At 39.8% G+C, this 26,546-nt stretch carries 23 protein-coding genes, 1 other RNA gene, 1 pseudogene and 1 other annotated feature; of the genes and pseudogenes, 2 read left to right on the top strand and 23 right to left on the bottom strand.

Going from position 1 to position 26,546, the window contains the following annotated elements; translation table 11 throughout:
* Positions 1-12: 12 nt before the first annotated feature.
* The 15 genes from KHA88_RS01790 to KHA88_RS01720 form a co-directional block, all read right to left on the bottom strand.
* Positions 13-663 carry an O-methyltransferase gene (locus tag KHA88_RS01790; protein WP_213097468.1) on the bottom strand — a complete coding sequence of 217 codons (651 nt, stop codon included), beginning with the start codon at positions 661-663 and terminating at the stop codon, positions 13-15.
* Between the two features lie 22 nt (positions 664-685).
* Positions 686-1,792 (bottom strand): endolytic transglycosylase MltG, encoded by a 1,107-nt coding sequence (gene mltG / locus KHA88_RS01785; protein ID WP_213097882.1) that lies wholly within the window; start codon positions 1,790-1,792, stop codon positions 686-688.
* 216 nt (positions 1,793-2,008) lie between these two features.
* The gene (locus KHA88_RS01780) at positions 2,009-2,296 is read right to left on the bottom strand and encodes a DUF1292 domain-containing protein (RefSeq protein WP_249305770.1); all 288 of its coding nucleotides are present in this window, start codon (positions 2,294-2,296) and stop codon (positions 2,009-2,011) included.
* A 13-nt stretch (positions 2,297-2,309) separates the two neighbouring features.
* Positions 2,310-2,726 (bottom strand): Holliday junction resolvase RuvX, encoded by a 417-nt coding sequence (gene ruvX / locus KHA88_RS01775; RefSeq protein ID WP_213097470.1) that lies wholly within the window; start codon positions 2,724-2,726, stop codon positions 2,310-2,312.
* 3 nt (positions 2,727-2,729) lie between these two features.
* Positions 2,730-2,996 carry an IreB family regulatory phosphoprotein gene (locus KHA88_RS01770; protein WP_213097471.1) on the bottom strand — a complete coding sequence of 89 codons (267 nt, stop codon included), beginning with the start codon at positions 2,994-2,996 and terminating at the stop codon, positions 2,730-2,732.
* Positions 2,997-3,085: 89 nt separating this feature from the next.
* Complete coding sequence (alaS, locus tag KHA88_RS01765) at positions 3,086-5,719, bottom strand: alanine--tRNA ligase (RefSeq protein WP_213106786.1); 2,634 nt, start codon at positions 5,717-5,719, stop codon at positions 3,086-3,088.
* A 313-nt stretch (positions 5,720-6,032) separates the two neighbouring features.
* Positions 6,033-7,109, bottom strand: coding sequence for an AI-2E family transporter (locus tag KHA88_RS01760; RefSeq protein ID WP_213106785.1), 1,077 nt, complete (start codon positions 7,107-7,109; stop codon positions 6,033-6,035).
* Between the two features lie 113 nt (positions 7,110-7,222).
* Complete coding sequence (locus KHA88_RS01755) at positions 7,223-7,411, bottom strand: hypothetical protein (protein WP_213097474.1); 189 nt, start codon at positions 7,409-7,411, stop codon at positions 7,223-7,225.
* Positions 7,371-7,925: a PRC-barrel domain-containing protein gene (locus KHA88_RS01750; RefSeq protein WP_249312863.1), complete on the bottom strand. Its 555-nt coding sequence runs from the start codon at positions 7,923-7,925 to the stop codon at positions 7,371-7,373. The genes KHA88_RS01755 and KHA88_RS01750 overlap by 41 nt, the downstream gene beginning before the upstream one ends.
* A 14-nt stretch (positions 7,926-7,939) precedes the next feature.
* Positions 7,940-10,333, bottom strand: a complete 2,394-nt coding sequence (gene recD2, locus KHA88_RS01745; RefSeq protein WP_213121337.1) for an SF1B family DNA helicase RecD2 — start codon at positions 10,331-10,333, stop codon at positions 7,940-7,942.
* A 30-nt stretch (positions 10,334-10,363) separates the two neighbouring features.
* Positions 10,364-11,035: a tetratricopeptide repeat protein gene (locus KHA88_RS01740; protein WP_213121336.1), complete on the bottom strand. Its 672-nt coding sequence runs from the start codon at positions 11,033-11,035 to the stop codon at positions 10,364-10,366.
* Positions 11,036-11,938: 903 nt separating this feature from the next.
* Positions 11,939-13,054 (bottom strand): tRNA 2-thiouridine(34) synthase MnmA, encoded by a 1,116-nt coding sequence (gene mnmA, locus KHA88_RS01735; RefSeq protein ID WP_213097477.1) that lies wholly within the window; start codon positions 13,052-13,054, stop codon positions 11,939-11,941.
* 13 nt (positions 13,055-13,067) lie between these two features.
* Positions 13,068-14,210: a cysteine desulfurase family protein gene (locus KHA88_RS01730; protein WP_213097478.1), complete on the bottom strand. Its 1,143-nt coding sequence runs from the start codon at positions 14,208-14,210 to the stop codon at positions 13,068-13,070.
* 19 nt (positions 14,211-14,229) lie between these two features.
* Positions 14,230-14,649 (bottom strand): cysteine metabolism transcriptional regulator CymR, encoded by a 420-nt coding sequence (gene cymR / locus KHA88_RS01725; RefSeq protein ID WP_213097479.1) that lies wholly within the window; start codon positions 14,647-14,649, stop codon positions 14,230-14,232.
* Entirely contained in the window at positions 14,649-15,320 is a 672-nt protein-coding gene (locus tag KHA88_RS01720) for a YczE/YyaS/YitT family protein (protein WP_213097480.1), read from the bottom strand. The genes cymR and KHA88_RS01720 overlap by 1 nt, the downstream gene beginning before the upstream one ends.
* A 120-nt stretch (positions 15,321-15,440) precedes the next feature.
* Here KHA88_RS01720 and KHA88_RS01715 point away from each other — a divergent pair, with 120 nt between their 5' ends.
* Positions 15,441-16,709: a replication-associated recombination protein A gene (locus tag KHA88_RS01715; protein WP_213121335.1), complete on the top strand. Its 1,269-nt coding sequence runs from the start codon at positions 15,441-15,443 to the stop codon at positions 16,707-16,709.
* Positions 16,710-16,762: 53 nt separating this feature from the next.
* Here the strand turns inward: KHA88_RS01715 and KHA88_RS01710 are convergent, their stop codons facing one another.
* From KHA88_RS01710 to KHA88_RS01690, 5 genes are all read right to left on the bottom strand, one after another.
* Positions 16,763-17,530 carry a tRNA threonylcarbamoyladenosine dehydratase gene (locus KHA88_RS01710; protein WP_213106782.1) on the bottom strand — a complete coding sequence of 256 codons (768 nt, stop codon included), beginning with the start codon at positions 17,528-17,530 and terminating at the stop codon, positions 16,763-16,765.
* A 197-nt stretch (positions 17,531-17,727) separates the two neighbouring features.
* Positions 17,728-17,915: non-coding RNA, 6S RNA (gene ssrS / locus KHA88_RS01705), on the bottom strand.
* 80 nt (positions 17,916-17,995) lie between these two features.
* Positions 17,996-19,789: an aspartate--tRNA ligase gene (aspS, locus tag KHA88_RS01700; RefSeq protein ID WP_213121334.1), complete on the bottom strand. Its 1,794-nt coding sequence runs from the start codon at positions 19,787-19,789 to the stop codon at positions 17,996-17,998.
* 12 nt (positions 19,790-19,801) lie between these two features.
* Positions 19,802-21,073 (bottom strand): histidine--tRNA ligase, encoded by a 1,272-nt coding sequence (gene hisS, locus KHA88_RS01695; RefSeq protein ID WP_213097484.1) that lies wholly within the window; start codon positions 21,071-21,073, stop codon positions 19,802-19,804.
* Between the two features lie 61 nt (positions 21,074-21,134).
* Positions 21,135-21,366, bottom strand: a binding site (T-box leader).
* A 73-nt stretch (positions 21,367-21,439) separates the two neighbouring features.
* Complete coding sequence (locus KHA88_RS01690) at positions 21,440-21,610, bottom strand: hypothetical protein (RefSeq protein WP_213097485.1); 171 nt, start codon at positions 21,608-21,610, stop codon at positions 21,440-21,442.
* 162 nt (positions 21,611-21,772) lie between these two features.
* Between KHA88_RS01690 and KHA88_RS01685 the strand changes: the two genes are divergently transcribed.
* On the top strand, positions 21,773-23,032 hold the full coding sequence (locus tag KHA88_RS01685) for an N-acetylmuramoyl-L-alanine amidase family protein (protein ID WP_213106780.1): 1,260 nt from the start codon (positions 21,773-21,775) through the stop codon (positions 23,030-23,032).
* Between the two features lie 162 nt (positions 23,033-23,194).
* Here KHA88_RS01685 and KHA88_RS01680 read toward each other — a convergent pair.
* From KHA88_RS01680 to KHA88_RS01670, 3 genes and pseudogenes are all read right to left on the bottom strand, one after another.
* Positions 23,195-23,366, bottom strand: a pseudogene (locus KHA88_RS01680) (transposase); the annotation flags it as partial.
* 435 nt (positions 23,367-23,801) lie between these two features.
* Positions 23,802-24,239, bottom strand: coding sequence for a D-aminoacyl-tRNA deacylase (gene dtd, locus KHA88_RS01675; protein ID WP_213097487.1), 438 nt, complete (start codon positions 24,237-24,239; stop codon positions 23,802-23,804).
* Positions 24,240-24,255: 16 nt separating this feature from the next.
* On the bottom strand, positions 24,256-26,451 hold the full coding sequence (locus tag KHA88_RS01670) for a RelA/SpoT family protein (RefSeq protein ID WP_213097488.1): 2,196 nt from the start codon (positions 26,449-26,451) through the stop codon (positions 24,256-24,258).
* Between the last annotated feature and the right edge of the window lie 95 nt (positions 26,452-26,546).

The raw sequence follows: 26,546 nt of genomic DNA, 5'->3' as shown, positions 1-26,546 counted from the left end.
TCCGACCTCCACCTATTTTTCACCATTTCTTTTTCTGCTAATGGCTAAGCCATCTCCCGCAGGAATAATAACTGTATCGAAGCTCTTATTGTCCATGAGCCACTGATTATACACTTTTAATTTTTCAGCCACGCTCGCTCGTCTTTTATTTTCTTCCGAGTTATCCATAGCTACAAGGCCTTTGAATAAGACATTATCAGAATAAATACAGCCCTTATTTGATAAAAGCCTCTCGTATAACTCGAAAAACTTTACGTATTGACCCTTTGCCGCATCGATAAAAATAGCGTCGTACGGCCCATTTTCGGCTGCTTCTTTATAAAGATCCAGAGCATTGCCATGTAAAACCGTCACTCTGTTTTCCATTCCAAACTGCTTAATATTATTTTGTGCTTGGCCCACTCTTTCCTCGTCCAGTTCCATTGTAACCACAATTGACCCCGGAATTGCATCAACCATCCTTAAAGCGGAATATCCAATGGCAGTTCCAATTTCCAAAATACGTTTTGGGGCTTGGATTTTCATTATTTGGAGCATCGTCTCAATCCCTGTAGGCTCCATGATTGGAACACGATGTTCCTTTGCAAATTGTTCAAGTTCTAAAAAAAAGGCGTTTTTTTCAGGTAGTAGGGATTCCAGATAGCTTTTGATTGAATCGTTCACTGAATTAAACCTCCCTCCACGATTACTTTCTTTTATTTGTAATATATTTTTGCTTCAACTCATTATGCTCTTCCAATGTTTTTGCATAGTGAACCTTTCCAGTCCCATGTTCTGCCAGGAAATATAAATAGTCACTATCAGCTGGGTTTAGCGCAGCTTCTATAGATGATTCACCCGCATTGGCAATCGGTCCTGGTGGCAGCCCTTGAATTTTATACGTGTTATATGGTGAATCTACTTCTAAATCTTTATACAATGTACGTGTTTTATGTTCACCAAGAGCATAAAGGACTGTAGGGTCTGTTTGCAGAGGCATATTTTGTTCGATTCGATTGTAAAATACGCTCGAAATTTGATTACGGTCCGCCTTTTTCGTTGCTTCCTTCTCGATTAAGGATGCAAATGTGAGTAGTTGATGAATATCCATTTCCTTTTCGGTCATAGCATCAGTATATTTTGCTACAACCTTTCTTGTTTGTGACAACATTACGTCCAATATAGCGTCCAATGATGGATTTTTTTCATAGAAAGAATAGGTGGCGGGATATAAATATCCTTCCAGTGGCCGCTTAATATTTTTATCGAGAATATCCTTTGTCAGTAAATCAGGGTACTTTTTCATCAGCTTTGCAATAGTATCAGGATCATTTAATTTTTCTAGAATTTCTTTCGATGACATGTCAATATTTTTTGCAATGATGGTTGAAATTTGATCAAGCTGTAATCCTTCAGGAATCGTTAATTTAAAGACGGCTTCTCTTGCCATCTTACCTGTTTGCAATGTATCTGTTATTTCATCCAAGGTCATTGAAGGTGTCAATGAATAATTCCCGGCCTGAAATCCTGAAATATTATTAAACTTAACATAGTACTTGAAAATTGTTGCATTTTTAATGATTCCTTTTTTCTCCAATAATTTTCCAATCGATGTGGTTGAAGATCCAATCGGTACTTCTACATCTGTTAGCTTATTATTGTCGGAATCAACTGGTTTCAATGCGGATTGAATATAAAAATATCCACCAAGAGCTGCACCACCAACTGCAAGAATGAGTATTAGCGCTATAATTGCAACGATTCTTCGAATGATTTTCGCCTCGTTTCGCCTTTCTATCAAGTTGTTTCTCATTAGTGTTTTTATGTCTTGCTTATCCAGTCCCCGGCTCTCTTTATCTGCCACAACGGTCTCCCCCTTCCGGATTCATGTGGACTATATGTACTTACACCTTGTCCATTATACTACATATTTTGTCTTTTTCATCTGAAAAAAGACAAAAACCGCAATGGCATAGAAATTAACAAAAAAAAAGCCGATCCATCAAGATGGACCAGCTTTTTGGAACACTTATTCCTCTTCTTCCTCGTCAAGGAAAGTATTTAGCATTTCTTCGATCATATCCCACTCTTCGTCGGTTTCAATTGGCTGAAGGCTTCCCTCTTCGCCCTCTTCGTTTTGAATATAAGCAGATGCGTGTATTTCAATCTCTTCATTCTCGTCTTCATCTGCACCTACTGGAAAATAAAGTACATATGATTTTTCAAATTCATCTGAATCAAATGTGAAAAGTACTTCGTATAGTTGTTCATTTCCGTTTTCATCTACTACTGTAATATGTTTTTCACCGTTTTCCATTTTCTTCACCTCATTATTGTTGGCTATCCAGATAACCTTGAAGAATCATCATGGCTGCCATCTTATCAATTACTTTCTTGCGCTTTTTTCTGCTGACATCTGCTTCTAATAGTACCCGTTCCGCAGCCATCGTACTAAGACGTTCGTCCCAAAGCATAACGGGGAGTTGAAATGCTTCTTCTAGGTTTTGAGCAAAAACTTTAGAGGCTTCTCCCCGCGGTCCTATTGTATTATTCATGTTTTTTGGTAGACCGACAATAATTCGTTCTACCTTGTATTCTTTAATAATTTCACCAATCCGCTCGAATCCAAACCTTTTTTTATCTTCGTTGATTGCAATAGTTTCGATGCCTTGTGCAGTCCAGCCCATTTCGTCACTAACTGCAACCCCGACCGTCTTGGATCCAACATCCAGGCCCATAATTCTCATTTATTATCCCTCGCGATGTTGTTTTAAATACGATTTCACTAATTCTTCGATGATCTCGTCCCGTTCCAGCTTTCTCATGATATTGCGTGCATCCTGATGTCTTGGGATATAGGCGGGATCCCCTGACAGCAAATAGCCGACAATTTGATTAATAGGATGATACCCCTTTTCCTGAAGAGCCCCATATACATGAAGCAGCACTTCTTTCACATCATGCTCCATAGGATCTTCCTGAAAGTCAAAACGCATCGTTTTATCAAAAGAGCTCATCTACAACACCTCACTTATGACATACCATTTACAGATAGGCCTGATTGTTGTTAAACATTACCTTCATTGTACATGATTTCCGGGCGGAATCAAACGGATTTTACCCATTCCTCGACATAATTCAATGCGGCATCCAATTTCTCTGGGTCTTTACCACCGGCTTGGGCCATATCAGGACGACCGCCACCGCCTCCGCCACAGCGTGCTGCTACTTCTTTCACTAATTTACCTGCGTGATAACCTTTGTCTATCAAGTCTTTTGTGACAGCAGCAATAATATTTACTTTATCTTGATGGGCTGAACCAAGCACAATAATTCCGGTGCCAAGTTTTTGCTTTAAATCATCAGCCATATTCCGAAGCGTATTCATGTCTGCTGCCTGAACTTTTTTTGCTACTACCTTAATTCCGTCAATTTCATTAACGTTATCAAGCATACTCCCCGCTTCAATGTTTGCCAATTTTGCACTTAATGATTCATTTTCACGCTGAAGTTCTTTTAATTCAGCCAGTAATACTTCAGCACGGTGAACGACATCTTTCGGCTTCGATTTTAACATCTCCGCGACATCATGGAGGCGGATAATTTCTCCATTCATTAAGTGATAAGCACCTTCTCCTGTTACAGCTTCAATTCTGCGTGTTCCGGCCCCGATACCACTCTCCGAAACGACTTTAAACAATCCGATGGAAGATGTATTCTGGACATGGCAGCCTCCGCATAATTCGATAGAATAATCACCGATAGAAACAACACGGACAATCTCACCGTATTTTTCTCCAAACAGAGCCATCGCTCCCATTGATTTGGCTTCATCAATATTTTTATACTCTGTACCAACCAGTATGCTAGACCAGATTTTTTCGTTAACAATTTGTTCAATCTGCTCCAATTCTTCCGACTTCACTTGCCCGAAATGGGAAAAGTCAAAACGAAGACGATCCGGACCAACTGAGGACCCTGCTTGATTCACATGCTTACCAAGGACATCCTTTAAAGCTTGATGCAACAAATGTGTTGCTGTGTGATTTTTAATCACTTTTCCACGATTAATTTCGTCTACTTGCGCAAATACATCCATACCTTGCTTCAGCGTTCCGTTTTTAACAATGGCAGAATGGAGATTTTGACCATTCGGCGCTTTTTGTACTTCTGTAACTTCAATCGTTAAATCATTAGTTGTAAGTACGCCGCGATCTGCAATTTGCCCTCCGCTTTCTGCGTAGAAAGGGGTTTTTTCAAGTATGAATTCAATTTTATCTCCCGCAACCGCTTCATCTACCAGTTCACCATTTTTCAAAATGGCGTTAACCTTTGTTTCCGCAGTGAGACGATCATAGCCTATAAATTCACTTGGCACCTGCAGTTCTCCAAGAATTCCACCCTGTACTTGCATTGATCCTGTATCTTGACGGGCAGATCTCGCTCTTTCTCTCTGTTCTTCCATGGCTGACTCAAATCCAGCATGGTCCACTTGCATGTCTTCTTCTTCTGCATATTCCTCTGTCAATTCTATAGGGAAGCCATATGTGTCATATAATTTAAAAACATCTGCACCAGAAATCACATGATTTCCATCTGCTTTCGCTTTTCGGATTATCGATGAAAGAATCGCTAGACCTTCATTCAATGTTTCATGAAAACGCTCTTCTTCATTCTTCATTACTTGTTGAATAAACTCTGTCTTTTCGACAACGTTTGGATAAAAGTCCTTCATTATTTCACCGACCGTAGGTACTAGTCTATACATAAAAGGCTTGCCGATATTGATTGTCTTTGCAAATCGAACAGCTCTTCTTAAAAGCCTTCTTAATACGTACCCTCGGCCTTCATTTGATGGCAGAGCTCCATCAGCAACGGCAAATGCAACCGTTCTAACATGATCAGCTATTACTTTAAAAGCAGTATCTATCTCTTGACTGGAACCATAAGACATTCCGGAAATTTTTTCAGTAGCCTTAATAATAGGCATAAATAAATCTGTATCGAAGTTTGTTGGTACATTTTGAATGACTGACGCCATCCGTTCTAATCCCATTCCTGTATCAATATTTTTCTTTGGAAGTGGCGTATAACTTCCATCAGGATTATGATTAAATTGTGAAAAGACAAGGTTCCAGATTTCTAAATAACGTTCGTTTTCTCCCCCTGGATATAACTCAGGATCATTAAAATCATCCCCGTATTCCGGGCCACGGTCATAAAAGATTTCCGTATTAGGACCGCTTGGACCTTCACCAATATCCCAGAAATTGTCCTTTAAGCGTATGATTCGATCTTCAGGAAGACCGATTTTTTTATTCCAAAGTTCATATGCCTCTTCATCCTCCGGATGGATGGTGACAGATAACTTTTCCGCATCAAAGCCAATCCAATTTGGACTCGTTAAAAATTCCCAAGCCCAGTCAATTGCCTCTTCTTTAAAGTATTCACCAATTGAAAAATTGCCAAGCATTTCAAAAAATGTATGGTGTCTTGCTGTTTTACCGACGTTTTCAATATCATTGGTTCGAATCGATTTTTGGGCATTTACAATTCTCGGATTATCCGGAATGACCCTGCCGTCAAAGTATTTTTTTAATGTCGCCACTCCGCTGTTAATCCATAGTAATGACGGATCATCATGAGGGACGAGTGAAGCACTTGGTTCCACCGTATGGCCTTTCTCTTGAAAAAAATCTAAAAACATTTTTCTGATTTGTGCACCAGTCAGATTTTTCATTATTTCTTCCTCCTTTAGAAAATAAAAAAGCTCCACCCCTGGACAGGGGCGAAGCTTAGAACGCGGTACCACCCTGAATTTAAAAGAGCAATAACATCTCTTTTATCTCAGTACCTTAACGCGGTTAACGGCAGTGATTAGCTGCTCTCGGGATTGGCATACTGTTATTCTTCATCTGGAATTCCTTTCAGCCGGGGAAATTCCTCTCTTCTGCAATCTAATTGCTCAGATGGGCAATAACATTTAGATCCTTCTTCAATTTCATCGTGATTTGATTGTATATTGAAATTATAGATAATCAAAGGTATATTTGTCAATGCAAAGACCGTCTTGAGCGAATTAAATAGTCGCGCGAATGAATGATGGCTATTTTTAATATAGCTAAAGTAGGGACAGCAACAATCATGCCAATGATTCCAAAAGCTTCCCCTCCGATAATAAGCGCTCCGATAATAAACAATGGATGCATATGAAGCGATTTACCAACGATGTACGGGGATAAAATATTCCCTTCAATAAATTGAAGTACAAAAACGATGATGACAGCGATGATAGCTAGTTTTACTGATGATAACAAAGCGATGGCGACCACTGGAACTGCACCTATAAACGGACCAAAATATGGAATGATATTCGTAGTGGCGATGATTACCCCTAGCAATATCGGATATTGCACTCCTATTAATCCAAACGCAGTTGCAGCTGCCGATCCAACAATCGCACAAACGAGTAGCTGGCCACGAATATATCCACCTAATGACGAATTAACTGCAGCTAAAAATTCTATCCCACTATGGCGCCATTTTTTTGGTGTCATATACCATGCTGCTTTTTTCACTTCCTGAATATCCTTGAGTAAATAAAAGGAGATAAACGGAATAACAGCAACTACAAAGATAAAATCAATGAGACGAACGAATATTTTGGCACTTCTAGCAAAAAATTGTTCGAACCACTTTTCAAAGGCGTTTATTCGTTTATCTAGTTGATCTTGTAAGCCATCTGGCCAAGTTGAAGTAGATGCTTGTAAATTGTCGACCCCTTGTTTATATTGTTCAGATAAAAAAGGAAGCTGCTCAGAAAACTCTTGCATTTGTTTAATCATCATCGGAATACCTAAATAAAAAGCGTATCCAATGCCACCAAAAAACAGAAAATAAATAAGAATGATGGCGATAACTCTTTTCATACCGACTGCTTCTAGTTTTACGACAAGTGGGTGAAGTAAAAAAGCGATAAATCCGCTAATTAAAAAAGGCAGGATACCGATACAAACAGTTGTAAACACTGGTTTCCAAAGCGGCTTAATTAAGAGAAAACAATACAGAATGATAAATATAAGCAAGATAATTCCAAGATTATATAGAATCCGGAGTCGACGCTGCTTCAAATCTCTTCCCCCTCTTCATTTTAGCTTTCCGGTTTTGGTAATTTTTATCCGGAAGGGGAAAAATAAAAATAGCTCTCCCATCTATCGTGATAATGGGAGAACTACCTTTTTGATCAGCTCAATTTTCTTTCCTGCTCATCAAACAAATCGTCAAGAGAACTTAGGGATCCGTCTTCCTCAACTTGATGAGTATGAATGGTTCTCCCTCCAACAGTCAGTTCAATGAAACAGTTCCAGCAATAATATTGATTGATGCCGATTTTACCTAGGTCTTTGCTTTGGCAATTCGGACATTTCATCATAGTTCATGCCACCTCGCAGCTTATTTACCGACACGATAATGGCATCTTTTCCAATCTTTGGTGGATGGGGAGTTCGAATTATACGTTTTCCTTGTGCTATGTCAGAAAAGAAACCATCTGTCAGTTCATACCCTACGATTGTGCCCACTTCTTCCAAAAAATATACATCATCTAGCAATCCGAGTTGTTCTCCTTGCTCAGATAAGGCATTCTTTTTCAAAAGCGGCTTAGTATGATGCATTGTATATTCGGAATCTTGCTCTTGATATTTAGAAAGACCCTTGTTATCTGAAAGCATGATCGCATTTGCTCCAAAAGAGAGCACTTGATTGATTGGCAGCCTAAATTTCTTTCCAATCAGCCCTTTTGCTTGCAGTAGAATATCAGATACCTTTCCTTCTTTTCCAATACAAATGTCACAAACTTCGCCAAGCAAATCGCCGTTATAATCATAAACAGGCATCCCTTTTAAAAGAGAAAATGTCCGCAAAGAATCCCCTGCCTTTCCGAACATTTATATTCTCTCTCTTAATCCATAAAGTCATAAGGCGAAACATTTTCCATGCCTACCATCGGGTTAATCATCATCAATGTTTCTTCAGTGAGTACTTTAGGCTCCGTATCGCCGTCCTCTTGAAACGAAGTGTGATTCAAAGCAAGTTTTTCGTACAAGGATGTTTTTCTTTGTTGATCATCTTTCCGTTCAATCCCAATTCGAAATGCACTTTCCTCACCGCATAAAATTAAAAATTGCTTGCTCCTAGTTATCGCTGTATAAAGCAAATTCCTGCGAAGCATGCGATAGTAGCTTCTGACTACCGGAAGAATGACAATTGGAAACTCACTTCCCTGTGATTTATGGATCGAGCAGCAAAAAGCATGAGTAATTTGCGTTAAATCCGCTCTTGTGTACGTTACTTCAGTTCCCTCAAATGAGACGATAACCATATCTTGCTTTTCTGTGTTTTCCTTGGCATATAAGATTGAAATGACTTCTCCCATATCACCATTGAATACGTTTTGTTCAGGCTGGTTAACAAGTTGCAATACTTTATCGCCGATTCTATATTTTACATCCCCAAAAGATAACTCTTTCCTCTTTTTGTCGGAGTTGGGATTAAAAATCTCCTGCAAAATCATATTTAAATTATCAATTCCCGCCGGACCTCGATACATCGGTGCGAGTACTTGAATATCTTTAGCCGTATAACCTTTTTTCTTTGCATTTTTTACTACTTTTTCTACAACTTCACCAATTTGTGCACCTTGACATTTTATGAATGAGCGATCTGCCTGTGGTTTGATGAGATCAGGAGGCGTCAGTCCTTTTTTAATTTCATGAGCCAGTTCAATGATTGATGAACCTTCTGCTTGTCGGTAAATGTCAGTCAATTGGACTGTCGGAATCACTTCAGATCTTAGTAAATCCTTTAACACCTGTCCTGGACCTACAGATGGAAGCTGATCTTCATCCCCTACAAAAATGACTTGAATATGATTTGGCAATGCCTTCAAAAGTTGATGGGCAAGCCACGTATCAACCATTGACACTTCGTCCACAATAAGCAGCTTACCTTCAACCTGCCGCTCGTCTTCGGAGTCGTATCCATCCTGTGCAGTCATTCCTAATAGCCGGTGGATCGTCATGGCAGGAAGCCCCGTTGACTCTGCCATTCTTTTAGCAGCCCTTCCAGTCGGGGCTGCTAAAAGGATTGGAAATGGCTCTTCTTTTTTATATGAATGAGGATCAAGCGAGCAACCATGAAGTTCAGCATATAGCTCAACAATTCCTTTAATAACGGTTGTTTTTCCCGTTCCTGGTCCACCTGTTAAAATCATCATCGGGCTCATCAAGGCTGTCTGTATAGCTTCTTTTTGGGAGGGGGCATACTGGACGCCTAACCGATCTTCGAGTTCTCCAAGCGCGATTAAAAACTCAGATTCCGGAAATTGATCAGCGTATTCCTTTTGTTCCATGATTCGATGAATATTAGTAACAATCCCCTTTTCGGAAAAAAATAGAGATGGCATATAAATGCGCTTCTCTTCACCAATAATTTTTCCTTCTTCCTCAAGCTTAATCACTTCGGTTGAAATATCTTGAAAAGGAATTTCTACAGGCTGGCTGTCTTCAAGCAGGATTTTTACTCTTTCAAGCAGGTCAGCAGCCTCCAAATAAACATGTCCATTTTGCATGCACTCTTGTTCTAGTACATAAAGACAACCCGCTTTAATTCTGTCTGGATGATTCCCTGTAATACCGAGCTGCGAGCCGAGTTCATCCGCCCGTCCAAAACCAATTCCTTCGACATCCTCAATTAACTGATACGGATTTTTTTGCAAAGTCGTTAAAGCTTCATCTTTATAAACTTGGTAGATTTTCATCGAAATTTGCGGACCAAAGCCGTATTGACTCAAGCCAATCATCACTTGTTCCAAGCCTTGATGTTCAAGTAACGTATCGTATAATTCCTTAGCTGTTTCTGGACCAAGCTTCGGGATACTATCTAGCAGTGAAGGATTTCCAAGTATTTGGCTAATGGCGTTTTCCCCAAGAGCATCGACAATCCGTTCTGCCGTTTTCTTGCCAATCCCTTTAAACAAGTCACTTGATAAATATGTGACAACACCCTGTTTTGTCTTCGGCATTTCTTTTTTAAAGTGCTTGGCATGAAACTGAAGTCCAAATTTCGGATGATCTTTATATTGACCATAAAAGATATATGTTTCCTGCTCATGTATTTTTGGAAAATAACCGGTAATGACCGCTTCTTTATCTTTTGTTTCTTCATTCGTTTCATCTACGCGAATACGAACGACTGAATATAGATTTTGTTCATTATGAAAAATCGTAACGAGATGTCGCCCTTTTATGTATTTTTCATGTTCTGAAAACAAATCAAGTGAATTTTGACCTTCCATTTTTGAACCACCCCCTAAATTTTCCGTGGGTTATTCTTTTTCTTCTGCCAAAGCCGATTCCATTAGTTTTTTCCCATTTCCCGCAAGAGAGTGTCCTGGTTGAATGGCAAGCGCCTTTTCAAAACATGCTAATGCTTTTCCTGCGTCTTCTTCGTGAGCTGCATAGGCAACACCAAGATTGTAGAATGCATCTGCATGGTCAGGCGCACCGAGCGTTACCTTCTCTAATTGCTCAATCGCTCCATCGTACGCACCTGAACGTGCCAGTGCCAGAGCATATTGAAATCTAGCTTCGATATCGGATTCATCAAGCTCCATACTTCTTTGTAAGTAGGGAAGAGAAAGTTCGTTTCGCCCAAGATTGACGAAGCACATACCTAGCATATAGTATAAGTCATTTGATTCTGGTCCGATTGCTAATGCTTTTTCAAACATACTAGCTGCCTCATCATATTTTTCTTGGTTAAAATATAAATTTCCATAGCTATAATAAGCTGCAGATGCTTTTTCATCAATTTCGATTGCTCTTTTTAAAAATTGCTCCGCACGCTGCGGCTCTCCAACAGAAATAAGCACATTAGCAAAATTGACATAAGCAACTGCGTCTGTCGGATTTTCCTCAATGGCTTCCGTAAACATTTGGATCGCTTTCTCATAATTTCCTTGCTGTAAATATTCAATACCTTGTAAATTCTTGTCCATTATTCACACTCCGTACCGTATTTGATAAGGGAATTATAGCATATATTGCATGTATATACTGAACGAGGATAATATTACCCCTAATAAAAAAATAACCCTGATTTTTCTGCTTTTTCACAGAAGAACCAAGGATGTAAAAGCGATAAAATATTGAGGGAAATAGGTCTGTTTTTCACCAACTCCGTTCACATTAAAATGTCCACTATTAATTCGGACGGTTCCTTTGAATGAATTTGGGAGTGAAAAATGGCTACTTGATTTTGATATTTTATTAGTTCACTTTTGTTATTAAGAATGGAATGTATTTTTTGCTCCACATTATTTCATCCTCACATACTCTCTGTTTTTTCAGAAAACTATTAAAATAATTTCTAAGAGTGAATTGTTTAAGTCATAAAATATTCTACTTATTTTTTGGTTTTTTCTATATTATATGCTCTCCACTTTTTTCCTTTATGAGAAAGCATGGATCAAGCTGATATATTGCCCTACTTAATGAATAAAGCCCGGTCGCCCGGGCCTTTTCTTTTCTTACTAGAAATCACATCTGTGGCGGCGCTCTCTACATCTGCACTCGAAATCACGCTCACGTACGCGTTCTTCTCTTACTTCACGGCATCTACACTCTAATCTTATCCGCCTTCTTCTGCGGTCTTCTTCGCCAAGTAAGAAATCATCTTCAAAGAACATATACTCATCCCTCCTTATTGCTATTAAAGTCGCGACTTCAATAACTATTATATGAAGGGGAGACGAGTATCGATTGGACAATCTGTCTGGTCAAAAACAACATTTTAATTCAAAAAAATATCCCACCGAATGAGGAGGGACACAAATGATTAAAAGCGGGTTAGGTTTTATTAAACAAAAAACAAAAGCTGCTCATTATTGAGCAGCCTCATTTTATCCTACATAAGTAAGCATATGTTCATCTTTAAAAATCTTGTCAATCGTCCCTCCGCCAAGACATACATCGCCATCATAAAAAACGACTGCCTGTCCCGGTGTAACTGCTCTGATTGGTTTTGCAAACACGACGTTCACTTCTCCATCGGGAAGCAGCTGTACAGTTACTTCCTCATCAGGCTGGCGGTAGCGGAATTTAGCCGTGCATTTGAACTCTTTTGGCTTTTCCATATCAGAAACCCAGCTCACGTTGACTGCTTTAATAGAATCTGAATAAAGGGTTGGATGGTCGAAGCCTTGTTCTACATATAATACATTTCGCTTGAGATCTTTTCCGACAACGAACCAAGGATCTCCCGCTCCGCCAATTCCTAGGCCATGTCTTTGACCAATTGTATAGTACATGAGCCCATCATGGTTACCTACTTTTTTTCCACCAAGCGTTTCCATTGTACCTTTTTGAGCTGGAAGATATCCGCTCAGGAATTCCTTGAAGTTTCTTTCACCAATAAAGCAAATCCCTGTACTGTCCTTTTTCGAAGCTGTAGCTAGGCCAGCTTCCTTGGCAATTTCTCTTACTCGCTTTTTATCAATCCCGCCAAGTGGGAACATGACTTTTTCCAATTGCGCTTGACCAAGCTGGTTTAAAAAGTATGTTTGATCTTTATTATTATCTATGCCCCGTAACATTTTTACTTCTCCGTCAAGATGTTCCACCCGGGCGTAATGGCCTGTTGCCAAATAATCAGCGCCAAGCTTCAGCGCATGCTCAAGGAATGCTTTAAACTTGATTTCCTTATTGCACATCACATCTGGGTTCGGCGTCCGCCCTGCTTTATACTCATCAAGAAAGTACGTGAAAACTTTGTCCCAGTACTGCTTTTCAAAATTAACCGCATAATATGGAATGCCAATTTGATTGCAGACACGGATGACATCATTATAATCCTCTGTTGCCGTACATACGCCGAATTCGTCTGTATCATCCCAGTTTTTCATAAAAATCCCGATGACATCATAGCCTTGCTCTTTTAACAACAGAGCTGCAACAGATGAGTCGACGCCACCGGACATACCAACGACTACACGTGTATCTTTAGGTGCTTTATTCATCTTCATCTTCCTTTCACTTCTGGAGCCGGCGAGCAATTTCGGCTGTCTCTTTTGCTGCATCAGTTATTTCTTCCAGCGTATTGTCAAGGCCAAAACTGAAACGGATGGAGTTTCTAATTCGCTCAGAATCTCCTCCAAACATCGCCACGAGAACATGCGATGGTTCGATTGACCCGGCAGTACATGCCGAACCGCTTGAAGCAGCAATGCCAGCCATATCAAGATTGACGAGCATCGCCTCCACATCGGTTCCTGGAAAGCTAATATTCAGGACGTGCGGCAAGGCATGCTCCATTGAGCCGTTGATGGCAAAATCAATCTTCTCCGATTCCAAAACTTGGATGAAGTCTTTTTTTAATTTACCGAAGAACTGGCTTTTCTCATCCATCGTTTCTTTGGCAATAGTAACAGCTTCTGCAAAACCAGCAATAGACGCGAGATTCTCAGTACCTGCCCGCTTTTTAAGCTCCTGCTCTCCGCCGAATGTGCCAGGGTTAATTTTTGTCCCTGTTTTTATAAATAAAAAGCCAACGCCTTTTGGTCCATTTATTTTATGTGCTGAAACGGATAGTAAATCTACATACAGCTCAGTTACATCGATTGTTTCAAGGCCATATGCTTGAACAGCGTCTGTATGAAAATAAGCTTGATGATTGGCTAGAAGCTCCCCGATTTCTTTAATTGGCTGAACCGTTCCAACTTCATTATTTCCATACATGATTGTCACAAGTATCGTATCGTCTCGAAGTGATTTTTTTACGGTATCTACACTAATAATTCCAGTATCATCGGGCTCAAGCCATGTGATTTCGAAACCTTCATTTTCCAAAAATTCACAAGCGTGCAAAACGGCGTGGTGTTCAATCTTTGATGTGATAATATGCTTCCCATTAGCAAGATTAGCTCTAGCGACTCCGATAATGGCAAGATTATCAGCTTCCGTTCCGCCACTTGTAAACACAATTTCATTGTATTGTGCATTGATGCTTCTCGCTACGACTGTCCGTGCTTCATCCAATATTCTGCGTGCATCTCTGCCAAATGAATGAATACTAGACGGGTTTCCGTACGTTGAAGTAAGTACTTCCGTCATTTTCGCGGCCACCTTTGGATGAACTGGAGACGTTGCAGCATGATCGAGATAAATCTTATTCATTTGCCCCACCTTATTTCAATTAAATATAGAACATATACGGTTCGGAACTGCCATCATCTTTATGATTTGCCAAATCTTCAACCGTTGTACTGTCTAGCACTTCTTTCACTGCATCTCGGATTCTCATCCATAATTCCCGTTTTGCCGGTTCTTCGTCCTCAATTCCCTCGACAGGACTGATGGGTCCTTCCAGCACGCGGATGATATCTCCTGCAGTGATTTTTGCTGGTTCATCAGCAAGCACATATCCGCCATATGCTCCTCTTATACTTCTAACAAGCCCTGCATTGCGAAGCGGACCTGCTAGTTGTTCAAGATAATGCTCTGATAGATTATGTGTCTGGGCAATCGACTTTAAAGATATTGGACCTTCTCCATGTCTTTTCCCCAATTCAATCATAATCGTTAATCCATAACGCCCTTTTGTAGAAATTTTCATTAACTTGCACCCCGTTCTATTTCATTGCGGTTAAATAAGTTCTTCAACTTTTCATTTTTCAAAAATGTATCTGTCAGCTTTTTGCACTGCGGCAGTGCCAGCCCTATAAAAGTTCCTGCTGCAACACTGAATACAATTGTTCCAACAAACACCGGACCTCCGAGCAGCCAGCCAGTTATTAGCACAGCAACTTCCATAAAGCGTCTTACATTGGCCACTTTCCAGCCAGTTTTCACTTGCATGGCCAGCATAAAACTATCACGGGGACCAGCGCCTAATTGAGCAGAAAGATAAATCCCCATACCATATGCGTAAATAATCATACCTATAAAAAACATGATTGTTTTTCCTATCCAGCTGCCAGGCTCAGTTAAAAACGGCAGCAGCATATACATATCAATAAAAATACCAATTAAGATCATATTTAAATAGGCGCCAAACTGAGGCCATTCTTTCATCATCAGGGCAGAACTTCCTAATATAAACAGGCCTACAATAATCGACCACGTACCAATTGACAAACCAAATTGATAAAATAAACCGACATGTAAAACATCCCAAGGGGAAGCTCCAAAATCCGAAATAATCATTAAGTCGATCCCAAGTGACATAACGAGCAGCCCAATTGTAAAAATAGCTAGTCTTGGCAATAAATGATTTGTTTTTCTCATTTTATGTGCTCCTTTGCATTACTCCATTATACCATATTCACTTTCTTATATGCATACTAGCGCTTGATTTGATATGATGGAAGTATGAGAAAAGAGAACGTCAGTTTGGAGGAGATGTTTATGAAAGTTCAGCCATTGGCATTTAGAATGCGGCCTCGCTCCATCGAGGAAGTTGCTGGTCAACAGCATCTCGTTGGTGAGGGAAAAATCATTGCAAGAATGGTCAAAGCAAAGCAACTATCTTCCATGATATTATATGGTCCGCCCGGGATTGGCAAAACATCCATCGCAAGCGCGATTGCCGGCAGTACTAAATATGCTTTTAGAACGTTAAATGCCGTTACAAATAATAAAAAGGATATGGAAATTGTAGCTGCAGAAGCGAAGATGAGCGGGAAAGTAATTCTACTCCTTGATGAAGTTCATCGCTTGGACAAAGGCAAGCAGGACTTTCTGTTGCCGTATTTGGAAAACGGTATGATTATTTTAATCGGTGCCACAACAAGTAATCCTTATCATGCCATTAACCCCGCAATTAGAAGCCGTTGCCAGATTTTTGAACTGTTTCCCCTTACTGAAGATGATATGGAGTTAACTTTACAAAGAGCTCTTTCCGATGAAGACCGAGGGTTAGGTAAATATGACATCGACTTAGAAGAAAATGCATTTCATCATTTTGCTGCAGCAAGCAATGGGGATGCAAGAAGTGCATTAAATGCCTTGGAACTTGCTGTCTTATCTACAGAACCTGATGAAAAGGGAATCATTCGGATTACAACCGCAATTGCTGAGGAGTGCCTTCAGAAGAAAAGTCTTGCTCATGATAAAGATGGGGATGCCCATTATGATGTTTTGAGTGGGTTCCAGAAATCAATTAGGGGAAGTGATGCGAATGCTGCGCTGCATTATCTCGGCCGTTTGATTGAAGCGGGTGATCTTCCAAGTATTTCTCGCAGGTTACTTGTCATTGCCTATGAAGATATTGGTCTAGCCAATCCTCAAGCCGGTCCAAGAACGCTTGCAGCCATACAGACGGCAGAAAAAATTGGATTTCCTGAAGCAAGGATTCCGTTGGCAAATGCAGTGATTGAACTTTGCTTGTCTCCAAAGTCCAATTCAGCAATTAGTGCAATTGATGAAGCACTATCGGATATTCGGGCTGGGCGAAGTGGCGACGTGCCTTTACATTTGAAAGATGCACATTATAAAGGAGCCGCTGCACTTGGGAGAGGCATTGATTATAAATTCCCGCATGATTATGAAAGCGGCTGGGTAAAGCAGCAGTATTTGCCTGATAAACTAAAAAACAAACAATATTATAAACCAAAACGAACCGGTAAATTCGAGCAGGCACTCGCAACTATTTATGAAAAAATTATAAAATCCTGAAAGTTAAAAAAGGAAAAGGAGGCGGCTCATTTTTATGAGCCGCCTCCTTTTCCTTATTTTTCATCTTTCACACGTTGAATATGGATGTCTTTTAAAATCTCCCGAACAACATGACTAGCCATAATGAGTCCAGCTGCCGAAGGAACAAAGGCATTTGAAGATGGAGGCATTTGCGCTTTTCTAATTTCAGAATCTTTTTTACCAACTTCTTCTTTTACATCTTCCCTAATGACGATTGGACTTTCATCCGAGAAGACAACAGGTACGCCTTTTTTGTATCCTTCTTTACGTAGTCTTGTCCTGATTACTTTTGCAATCGGATCAGTATGCGTTTTGAAAATATCCTTAATCATAAACCGGGTCGGATCCATTTTATTCGCCGCACCCATGGAGGAAATCATCGGAATATCGCGTTTCAGACACTCCTTGATCAGGTGGATTTTATAAGCAATCGTATCTGACGCATCTACGACAAAATCGGGTTTGTGTTGAAAAAACTCTTCGTATGTTTCTTCTGTGTAAAACATTTTCAGAGCAATTACTTCACAATCGGGATTAATATCCTTAATCCGTTCCTTCATCAGATCCACCTTTGGCTGTCCAACAGTAGACAAGAGGGCAATGATTTGCCTATTCACATTCGTAATATCGACATCATCTTTATCAACGAGAATCAGTTTTCCGACACCAGATCTTGCCAGTGCTTCTGCGGCAAAGGTTCCGACACCGCCAACACCAAGAATTGCAACAGAGCTGTTCTTCATTAAATCGAGGCCTTTTTTTCCAATAGCCAATTCATTTCTCGAAAATTGATGCAACATAAGATTCAACTCCAAATTAATATATCATACTCTTTTACTATCCTGACTTAGAATAAGTGAAACATGTATAAAAAAGCAAGCACAAACAAATTCGACATAATTCGGGCCGTGCCTGTCACCTGTCGAATTGCCACAAAAAGGCAAAATAAAAAGCAACCGCCAGAAATGTCGGTTGCATGATCATTTAAGTATTGGTGAAAAGTCCCAATCGTGCCGTCCCCATAAATCCTATGTTTTGAGCCTGCTCTAAGCAGGTGGGTGTCCTGCTCCAGGCCTCACGCGTCCTCTCTTGGAGGCATGCATTCAGTCCAGAAACTCCAGACTCCCTTTGGTAAGACTTGTAGGTCAAAACAATAAGGTGCTAAGACGAACACATCAGGACTTTTCTTCTTGCTTACATATTAACACAGGAAAAAATTTTTTTCAAACAAATATATATAGTAATTTTCTCACATTTTTAGCTTATTAAAGAATATTGCCAACCTTTGCATCCTGCTTTTTGTTAATAGATAAATGCAGTTCTGTTAATTGCGCTTCACTTACTGTATCAGGTGCTTTCATCAACAAATCACCTGCACTTGCTGTTTTAGGGAAGGCAATCGTATCCCGGAGGCTGTTCCGGCCAGCAAGCAGCATAACCATTCTATCAAGTCCCAGTGCGATGCCGCCATGCGGAGGTGTTCCATATTCAAAAGCCTCAAGTAAAAAGCCGAATTGCTCTTTTGCCTCTTCTTCTGAAAAGCCAAGTACTTTAAACATTTTCTCTTGAACATCTCGCTCGAATATTCGGAGTGAGCCTCCGCCAAGCTCATATCCATTCAAAACAAGGTCATAAGCTTGAGCCCGAACATTTGCTGGATCTGTTTCTAGCTTTTCAAGATCCTCACGAACCGGCATTGTAAACGGATGATGTGCCGCATAAAAGCGATTTTCGCCTTCATCATACTCAAGAAGCGGCCAATCAGTTACCCAAAGGAAATTATATTTACTCTCATCAATTAAGCCGAGGTCCTTACCAAGCTTAAGCCGTAAAGCCCCCAAAGATTCAGCAACGACTTTCCGGTTATCGGCTGCGAACAATAGCAAGTCTCCCGGTTCTGCTGATACTTGTGCACAAAGATTCTTTTGCTCATCAGTGGAAAAGAACTTGGCAATTGGACCTTTCAAACCTTCTGCTTCCACCTTCAGCCAAGCAAGTCCTTTGGCACCATAGACAGCAGCAAATTCCCCGAGTCCATCAATATCTTTCCTCGAATATTGATCAGCACCACCCTTAACAACAAGGGATTTTACTTGCCCGCCTGAGGATATCGCATTGGCAAAAACTTTGAAATCAGAGTGTTCGACAAGATTTGAAATATCTTTCAGTTCCATCTCAAAACGGGTATCTGGTTTATCTGAACCAAATCTTTCCATGGCATCATCATAAGCCATAATTGGAAAAGGAGTTTCTATGTCAATGCCTTTTGCTGTTAACATGACCTGTTTCATCATTCGTTCAATCATATTTCTAATATCATCTTGGCTCATAAAGCTTGCTTCAATATCAATTTGCGTAAATTCCGGTTGACGATCAGCGCGTAAGTCTTCATCCCGGAAGCATCTTGCAATTTGATAATACTTTTCAAAACCACTAACCATCAATAATTGTTTGAAAATTTGCGGCGATTGTGGCAATGCAAAAAACTCACCAGGATGAACCCTGCTTGGAACTAAATAGTCACGTGCGCCTTCTGGTGTACTTTTAGTTAAAATGGGCGTTTCAATATCTAGAAAACCTTCTTCATCCAAAAAGTTCCGGATTGCTTTTGTAATATCAGAGCGCATTTTAAAAACATCAAACATTTCTGGTCTACGTAAATCGAGATAACGGTACTTCAACCGAATATCCTCAGCAGCTTCAGCCTTATTTTCAATCATAAACGGTGGCGTTTTTGCTTCATTTATTATGGTTACGTCTGTAACGCTTATTTCAATTTTACCTGTTTTTAAATTCTCATTGACTGTTCCTTCATTTCTAGCAACGACCGTTCCCCTGACATCGACAACATATTCATTGCGTATCTTTTCAGCAGTTTCTAAAGCTGCCTGTGAAATTTCTGGATTGAAAACGATTTGTACAATTCCTGAGCGGTCACGAAGATCAATAAATATTAACCCGCCCAAATCACGACGCCTTTGTACCCAACCTTTTAAGACGACTGATTCTCCAATCGACTTTTCAGTAATCTCACCGCAGTAATACGTTCTTCCAAACATGGATAATCCCCCTTATTGGCTCAGCATGCTAAATTCTTTTACAAAATTGTTCAACGTAAGTTCTTTTTGCTCACCAGTTTCTAAATTTTTCACTGCCGCTACACCAGACTTCAATTCATCTTCACCAATAATAATCGCAAAATTAGCGCCGAGCCGTTCAGCAGCTTTAAATTGCGCTTTGATTTTGCGTTCCAGATAATCTCGTTCAGCTGAAAAGCCTGCATGACGCAAATTCTGAAGCAATATAACTGAATGGTCTCTTGCTTCTTCACCGAGTGCAACGATGAAGCAATCGATTTTTTTCTCAGACTGTAAATCCACACCTTCAGCATCCATGGCGCTGATTAGCCTTTCTACACTTAAAGCGAATCCAATCCCAGGTGTATCTGGCCCCCCCATTTCTCGAACGAGGCCATTATATCTTCCGCCCCCGCAAAGTGTAGTAATGGCGCCAAATCCTTCTGCTTCACTCATGATTTCAAAAGCTGTGTGGTTATAGTAATCCAATCCTCTTACTAAGGTGGAATCAACAACATAGTCAATTTCCATTGCAGACAAGTATTGTTTTACTTTTTCAAAATAGAGACGTGAATCTTCGTTCAAATATTCGAGTATGGAAGGTGCCGTTTTCATCAATTCATGGTTATGATCTTTTTTACAATCAAGAATTCTAAGTGGATTTTTTTCTAATCTGTTTTGACAGTCTCCACAAAACTCATCAATTCTTGGTTGGAAATGGTTGATGAGAGCATTTCGATGGGCAGTCCTACTTTCACTGTCACCAAGACTATTAATAACAAGCCGCAATTTTTTTAGACCAAGTGCTTTGTATAGCTCCATGGCCAGTGAAATGACTTCTGCATCAATTGCCGGATCCATGCTTCCCAATGCTTCAATGCCAAATTGGACAAATTGGCGATATCTGCCTGCTTGTGGACGCTCGTATCGAAACATTGGTCCTAAATAATAAAGTTTAACTGGCTGATTGGCGCCCCCATACATTTTATTTTCTGCAAACGAACGCACAACGGCAGCAGTGCCTTCAGGTCGAAGCGTTAAACTCCTTCCTCCGCGATCTTCAAATGTATACATTTCTTTTTGGACGATATCTGTTGTATCCCCCACACCCCGCAGAAATAGTTCTGTTTGTTCAAAAATAGGTGTTCTTATTTCTTGATATTGATATTTACGGCATATTTCCTTTGCAGTTTCCTCAATTAACTGCCATTTTTCGACTTCTCCCGGAAGAATATCTTGTGTACCTCTCGGTATTTGTATGGCCACTTTATTGCCCCCTTCTATTTTAAATAAACAAAAAAAAACCCTCAGTCCCTTGTTCCGAAAAACAAGGGACGAGAGTTTTTTCCCGCGGTGCCACCCTTTTTGAAGCTGAATTCCTTCAGCTTCCACTTAAACAGTTATCGCCTGAATACGTCCGTCTCTACTAGGTTATAACTGTTCGAAGCGGAGGCCTACGGAATGTCTTTCATTGAGTCGATATGCAGAAATGCTTTCAGCCTAGGCATCTCTTCTCTTTTCATTCAAATCCCAATTACTTTTTCCATCATTGGCTACATATTAACATGTAATTTTATTTATTCATTTATCATACGGACACGAGCAATATTTGTCAATACTATAGCTACTTTCTTACGAACGCTCTAACTGTTGTTTCAATGACGGGATATCTGATAATGCGAACCCGTATTCTGCGGTTGAATCTCCTTGAATGGAGTAATTTTCTTTAACTGCACTATTTTTAAAATTAATGTAATCAACTGAACTATAAGATGCCATTCGATTTTGTTCGTTTGCTCTCAATTTCGTGCCTCCTAATTTTATGCTATTTATATACTCTCCAATTACGGTTCATTCTATGAATATAAAAAGGATTTTGGATGTTTATCTCGAATTAATTTGATTAGGCTCTATTAAAGTTGATACAATGAATATTTAAAGTAGTGTGTGAAAGGCGGTTGCAACTTGGGGAAAAAATTAATCTTCTTTATTGTTATTATATTAGTGCTCTTCGTTGCCATTATGCGTTATTCTCCTGTGACCCAAGCGGATTCGGCATCGGTAATTATTACGGGTGATATCGTCAATGTACGGGAACAGCCAGGCACATCTTATTCTATTATTACCCAAATTAAAAAGGGAGAAACTTATCCTATTGAAAGTATAAAAAGCGGTTGGTATGAAATCAGGCTTTCGTCTGGTAAAAAAGGTTGGATTGCAGATTGGCTGGCCAAAAAACAAGCAGCCAAATCAGAAATCAAAACAGGAATAATCAATGTTGACCTCTTAAATATCCGCTCAGAACCAAGTCTTAGTGGGGTAATTATTGGAAAGATGCATCAAGGAGATCCAGTAAAGGTTTTGGAAGAGAAAAATGGTTGGAGCCAAATTGAATTTCAATCAGGAGAAGCTTGGGCAAATAGTAATTATATCGAACTGCAAAAAAACACAATTAGTGAAGCTCCACCATCGGAGTTATTTATAAGCACGTTGCATGACGGGACAAACATCCGTAAGAAGCCAGCTATAAAATCCAAAATTATCGGTCATGCATCAGCGGGAGAAGTGTTTAAAGTCATTGAAAAAAATGACGATTGGTACAAAATAGAATTTGATTCAGGCAAAAAAGGGTTCTTGGCTAGCTGGATCGTTTCTCAGACAAGTAAGAGAACAGTCGGAAAAAAAGGGCTTGCTGGAAAAATGATCGTAATTGACCCTGGACACGGCGGTCGTGATCAAGGTGCGACTGGAGTAAAAGGTACATTAGAAAAAGAGGTTACTTTAGAAACAGCTCGGCTTCTAGCTCAAAAACTAAAGGCTTCCGGAGCGCATGTCATTTTAACAAGAAATGAAGATGAATATATAAGTTTGCAAAATCGGAAAAACTTAGCTGTTTCAAATGACGCAGATGCCTTCATCAGTCTACATTACGATAGTATTCAAGATAAAAAAATTACTGGCCACACTTCTTATTACTATTATGATTATGAAAAAAAATTGGCTGATTCCGTCCATGAAAATATTTCTAAGGCAGTTAAGATTAATGACCGTGGTGTTCGGTATGGAGATTATTATGTATTAAGAGAACATCAAAGACCATCTATTTTGCTCGAATTAGGTTATCTTAGCAATCCTTCAGAAGAAGGATTAATCAGAACAAAAAGATATCAGAATACAATAGCAACTGCCATCTATAAAGGCCTTGCTGATTACTTTGACAATTGAGCACAAAAAAGCATCGATATGTAAATCGATGCTTTAGACTGTAGACAAACTCGAAAAAACGAGTTGTCTACAGTTTTTTTTATATTGGATAGAGCGGGTTTTCCGAAGCTTACCGCTCGCTTTCCGCGGGGCGAGCGGAAGCTTCTCCAAACCAATAAAGCGAGGAATCGCATTACGCCCGTTGTCTAAACAGTATTTTATTTTCAAATTCTTCTAATATGAATGTAAAATCCACAAGCTCATTAATTTGACGAAGCATATTATCTTTTAGGACAACAATATCGTAGATTGCCATGTATGGGTTGAGAATGAAAGTTTCTTGATTGGAAATCATCGGGACACCACCTGGACTTATTACGTTTATTATACAATAAAACACTGCTTCATCCGATTTAATCGGAGTAAAGCAGTGTTTTAATTTTACCCCTTTGTATTAAGCAGGTTCCGTTGATTGGAGCGGAAGGCGGCGACTCCTGCGGGACTAGCGGGACAGGTGAGACCCCGCAGGGCGCGAAGCGACTGAGGAGGCTCACCGCCCGCCCCGCGGAAAGCGTCCGCCTGAAGCGCAAATCAACAATGTTTGGTGTAGCCACTATGTTAGGTGGACTTTTTCAGTGCCCTCTCGAAGATCAGTATCTTCGCCGATATCCCTTGGATCAGGCAAAAATCATGAAAAAATCGTAAAAGGCATTGGAAGAACAGCGTTCCCAATGCCTTTTGTCGACAATCTGAAGCATCGATATGTAAATCGATGCTTTTTGTTTTGTTGCTATTTTTCCAGAATGAGTGTCACAGGACCATCATTAACCAATTTCACATCCATCATTGCTCCAAATACTCCAGTTTCAACATGGATTCCTTTTTCTCGTAATAGCTTGTTAAAATGTTCATACAAAAGTTGCGCTTGATCCGGCCTTGCTGCACTAATAAAGCTCGGACGGCGACCTTTGCTGCAGTCGCCATATAATGTAAACTGAGAGACGGATAAAATTTCTCCGCCTTCCTCAAGCAGGGAGCGATTCATTTTACCCTCTTCATCTTCAAATACACGGAGATTAACGATTTTATCTGCAAGCCATGCGCAATCCTGCTCAGAGTCTTCATGAGTGACACCGACAAGCAACACAAAGCCGCGCTTAATGCTCCCTGTTATTTTCCCATCAACAGTGACACTAGCATCCTTACTTCTTTGCAGTACTACCTTCATTATTTCTTTAGCCCCTTTAATTCATGATTCGCCGAACTGCATAAATATCTGGGATCTGTTTAATCTTGTCCACTACTTTATGAAGATGGCCAATATTTTGAATAGAAATTGACATCATAATTGTCGCCATTTTATTGCGGTCAGACCTGCCGGATACGGCCGTAATATTTGTTTTCGTACCACTCACCGTTTGTAAAACTTCATTTAACAAACCACGACGGTCATAACCGGATATTTCAATTTCTACATTGTATTCTTTCCTGTTATTCGTGTCTGTTTCCCATTCCACAGGAATTAATCTAGTTTCTATCTCACTTTCGCTTGTATTGATATTAGGGCAGTCAGCTCTATGAACAGAGACTCCTCGTCCTTTTGTTATAAATCCGACAATTTCATCTCCAGGAACGGGGCTGCAGCAGCGGGACAATCGAATAAGCAGATTGTCAGTACCTTTTACAGTCACACCCGCATCATGTCGTCGTGGCTTAGTTTCATTTTTCATTTCTGCGGTTATTTCTTTTACAGCTTCTTCTTCATCTCGCTTCTTTCTTAACTTTTCAGTTAAGCGATTTGCCACTTGAAGAGCCGAAATACCATTATAACCAACACTTGCATACATATCGTCTTCATGGGAGAAATTGAATTTATCTGCAACTTTTTTAATATTTTCTGCAGTCATGACTTCCTTTAAGTCAAATTCCATTTCCTTAATTTCTTTCTCAACTAGTTCTTTACCCTTAACGATATTCTCTTCTTTCCGCTGCCGTTTGAAAAAGGTCCTAATTTTATTTTTTGCTTGTGACGTCTGCGCTAATTTTAACCAGTCTTGACTTGGACCGTAGGAATGTTTGGATGTTAAAATTTCAATAATGTCACCTGTCTTTAATTTATAGTCCAAGGTGACAATTTTACCATTAATTTTGGCGCCAATTGTCTTATTTCCAATTTCAGAGTGGATACGGTAAGCAAAATCGATTGGCACAGAGCCTGCAGGAAGTTCGATTACGTCACCTTTTGGCGTAAAGACAAACACCATATCGGAAAACAAATCGATTTTCAGCGATTCCATAAATTCCTCGGCATTTTCCGCTTCATTTTGAAATTCCAAAATCTCTCGGAACCAAGAAAGTTTCTTTTCAAAAGATGCTTGAGGGCTCATTGTTTTTCCCTCTTTATACGCCCAGTGAGCCGCAACCCCGTACTCCGAGATACGATGCATATCAATCGTTCTAATTTGAACCTCAAGCGGATCGCCTTTTGGACCAATCACAGTCGTGTGAAGTGATTGGTACATATTTGGCTTAGGCATTGCAATATAATCCTTAAACCGCCCAGGCATTGGTTTCCAGCATGTATGGATAATTCCAAGCACTGCATAGCAATCTTTAATGCTGTTAACAATAATCCTGACAGCAAGTAAATCATAGATTTCATTAAATTGTTTGTGCTGGATAACCATCTTTCGATAAATGGAATATATATGTTTCGGTCTTCCTGATACATCCGCTTTTATATCTACTTCACCAAGCTGATTTTTAACTTCTAACATGACATCTTCAAGATATTGCTCTCGTTCATTGCGCTTTCTTTTCATTAAGTTAACAATTCGATAATATTGCTGTGGATTTAAGTAGCGGAGAGAAGTATCTTCAAGCTCCCATTTGATTTTGGATATCCCGAGACGATGGGCCAGCGGAGCAAATATTTCTATCGTCTCATTTGCAATTCGTCTTTGTTTCTCAGGAGGCAGATGCTTAAGAGTCCGCATATTATGAAGCCTGTCCGCCAACTTGATGAGTATGACTCTAATATCTTGCGCCATGGCAACAAACATTTTCCGATGATTTTCGGCTTGCTGTTCCTCATGCGATTTATATTTAATTTTTCCGAGTTTCGTAACACCATCGACAAGCATCGCCACTTCACTGTCAAAGCCAGAAGCAATTTCCGCAATTGTTACTGGCGTATCTTCTACGACATCGTGAAGAAAGCCCGCCGCAAGCGTTGCCGGATCCATTTCGAGATCGGCAAGAATGCCAGCCACTTGGATTGGATGAATGATATAAGGCTCGCCTGATTTGCGAAATTGATCCTTATGGGCAAAACTTGCAAATTCATACGCCTTGCGTACAAATGCAACATGCTCCTCATTTAAATATTTACTTGTCCGTTCTATCACTTCTTCAGCAGATAATATTTGATCTTTTGCCATGAGGATCACCTTTTTAAAAAAATTGAATGCTAAGAAAATTTCCGTTATAAAAAATGAATATAATATCTATTATCGAGATTTAAGCTACACTTGTA

Origin of the sequence: Lederbergia citrea, from assembly GCF_018343525.1 — a bacterium.
Classification (GTDB): Bacteria; Bacillota; Bacilli; order Bacillales; family Bacillaceae_C; genus Lederbergia; species Lederbergia citrea.
The sequence above is the reverse complement of the archived record's forward strand: the minus strand, read 5'-3'. Positions and strand labels throughout refer to the sequence as shown.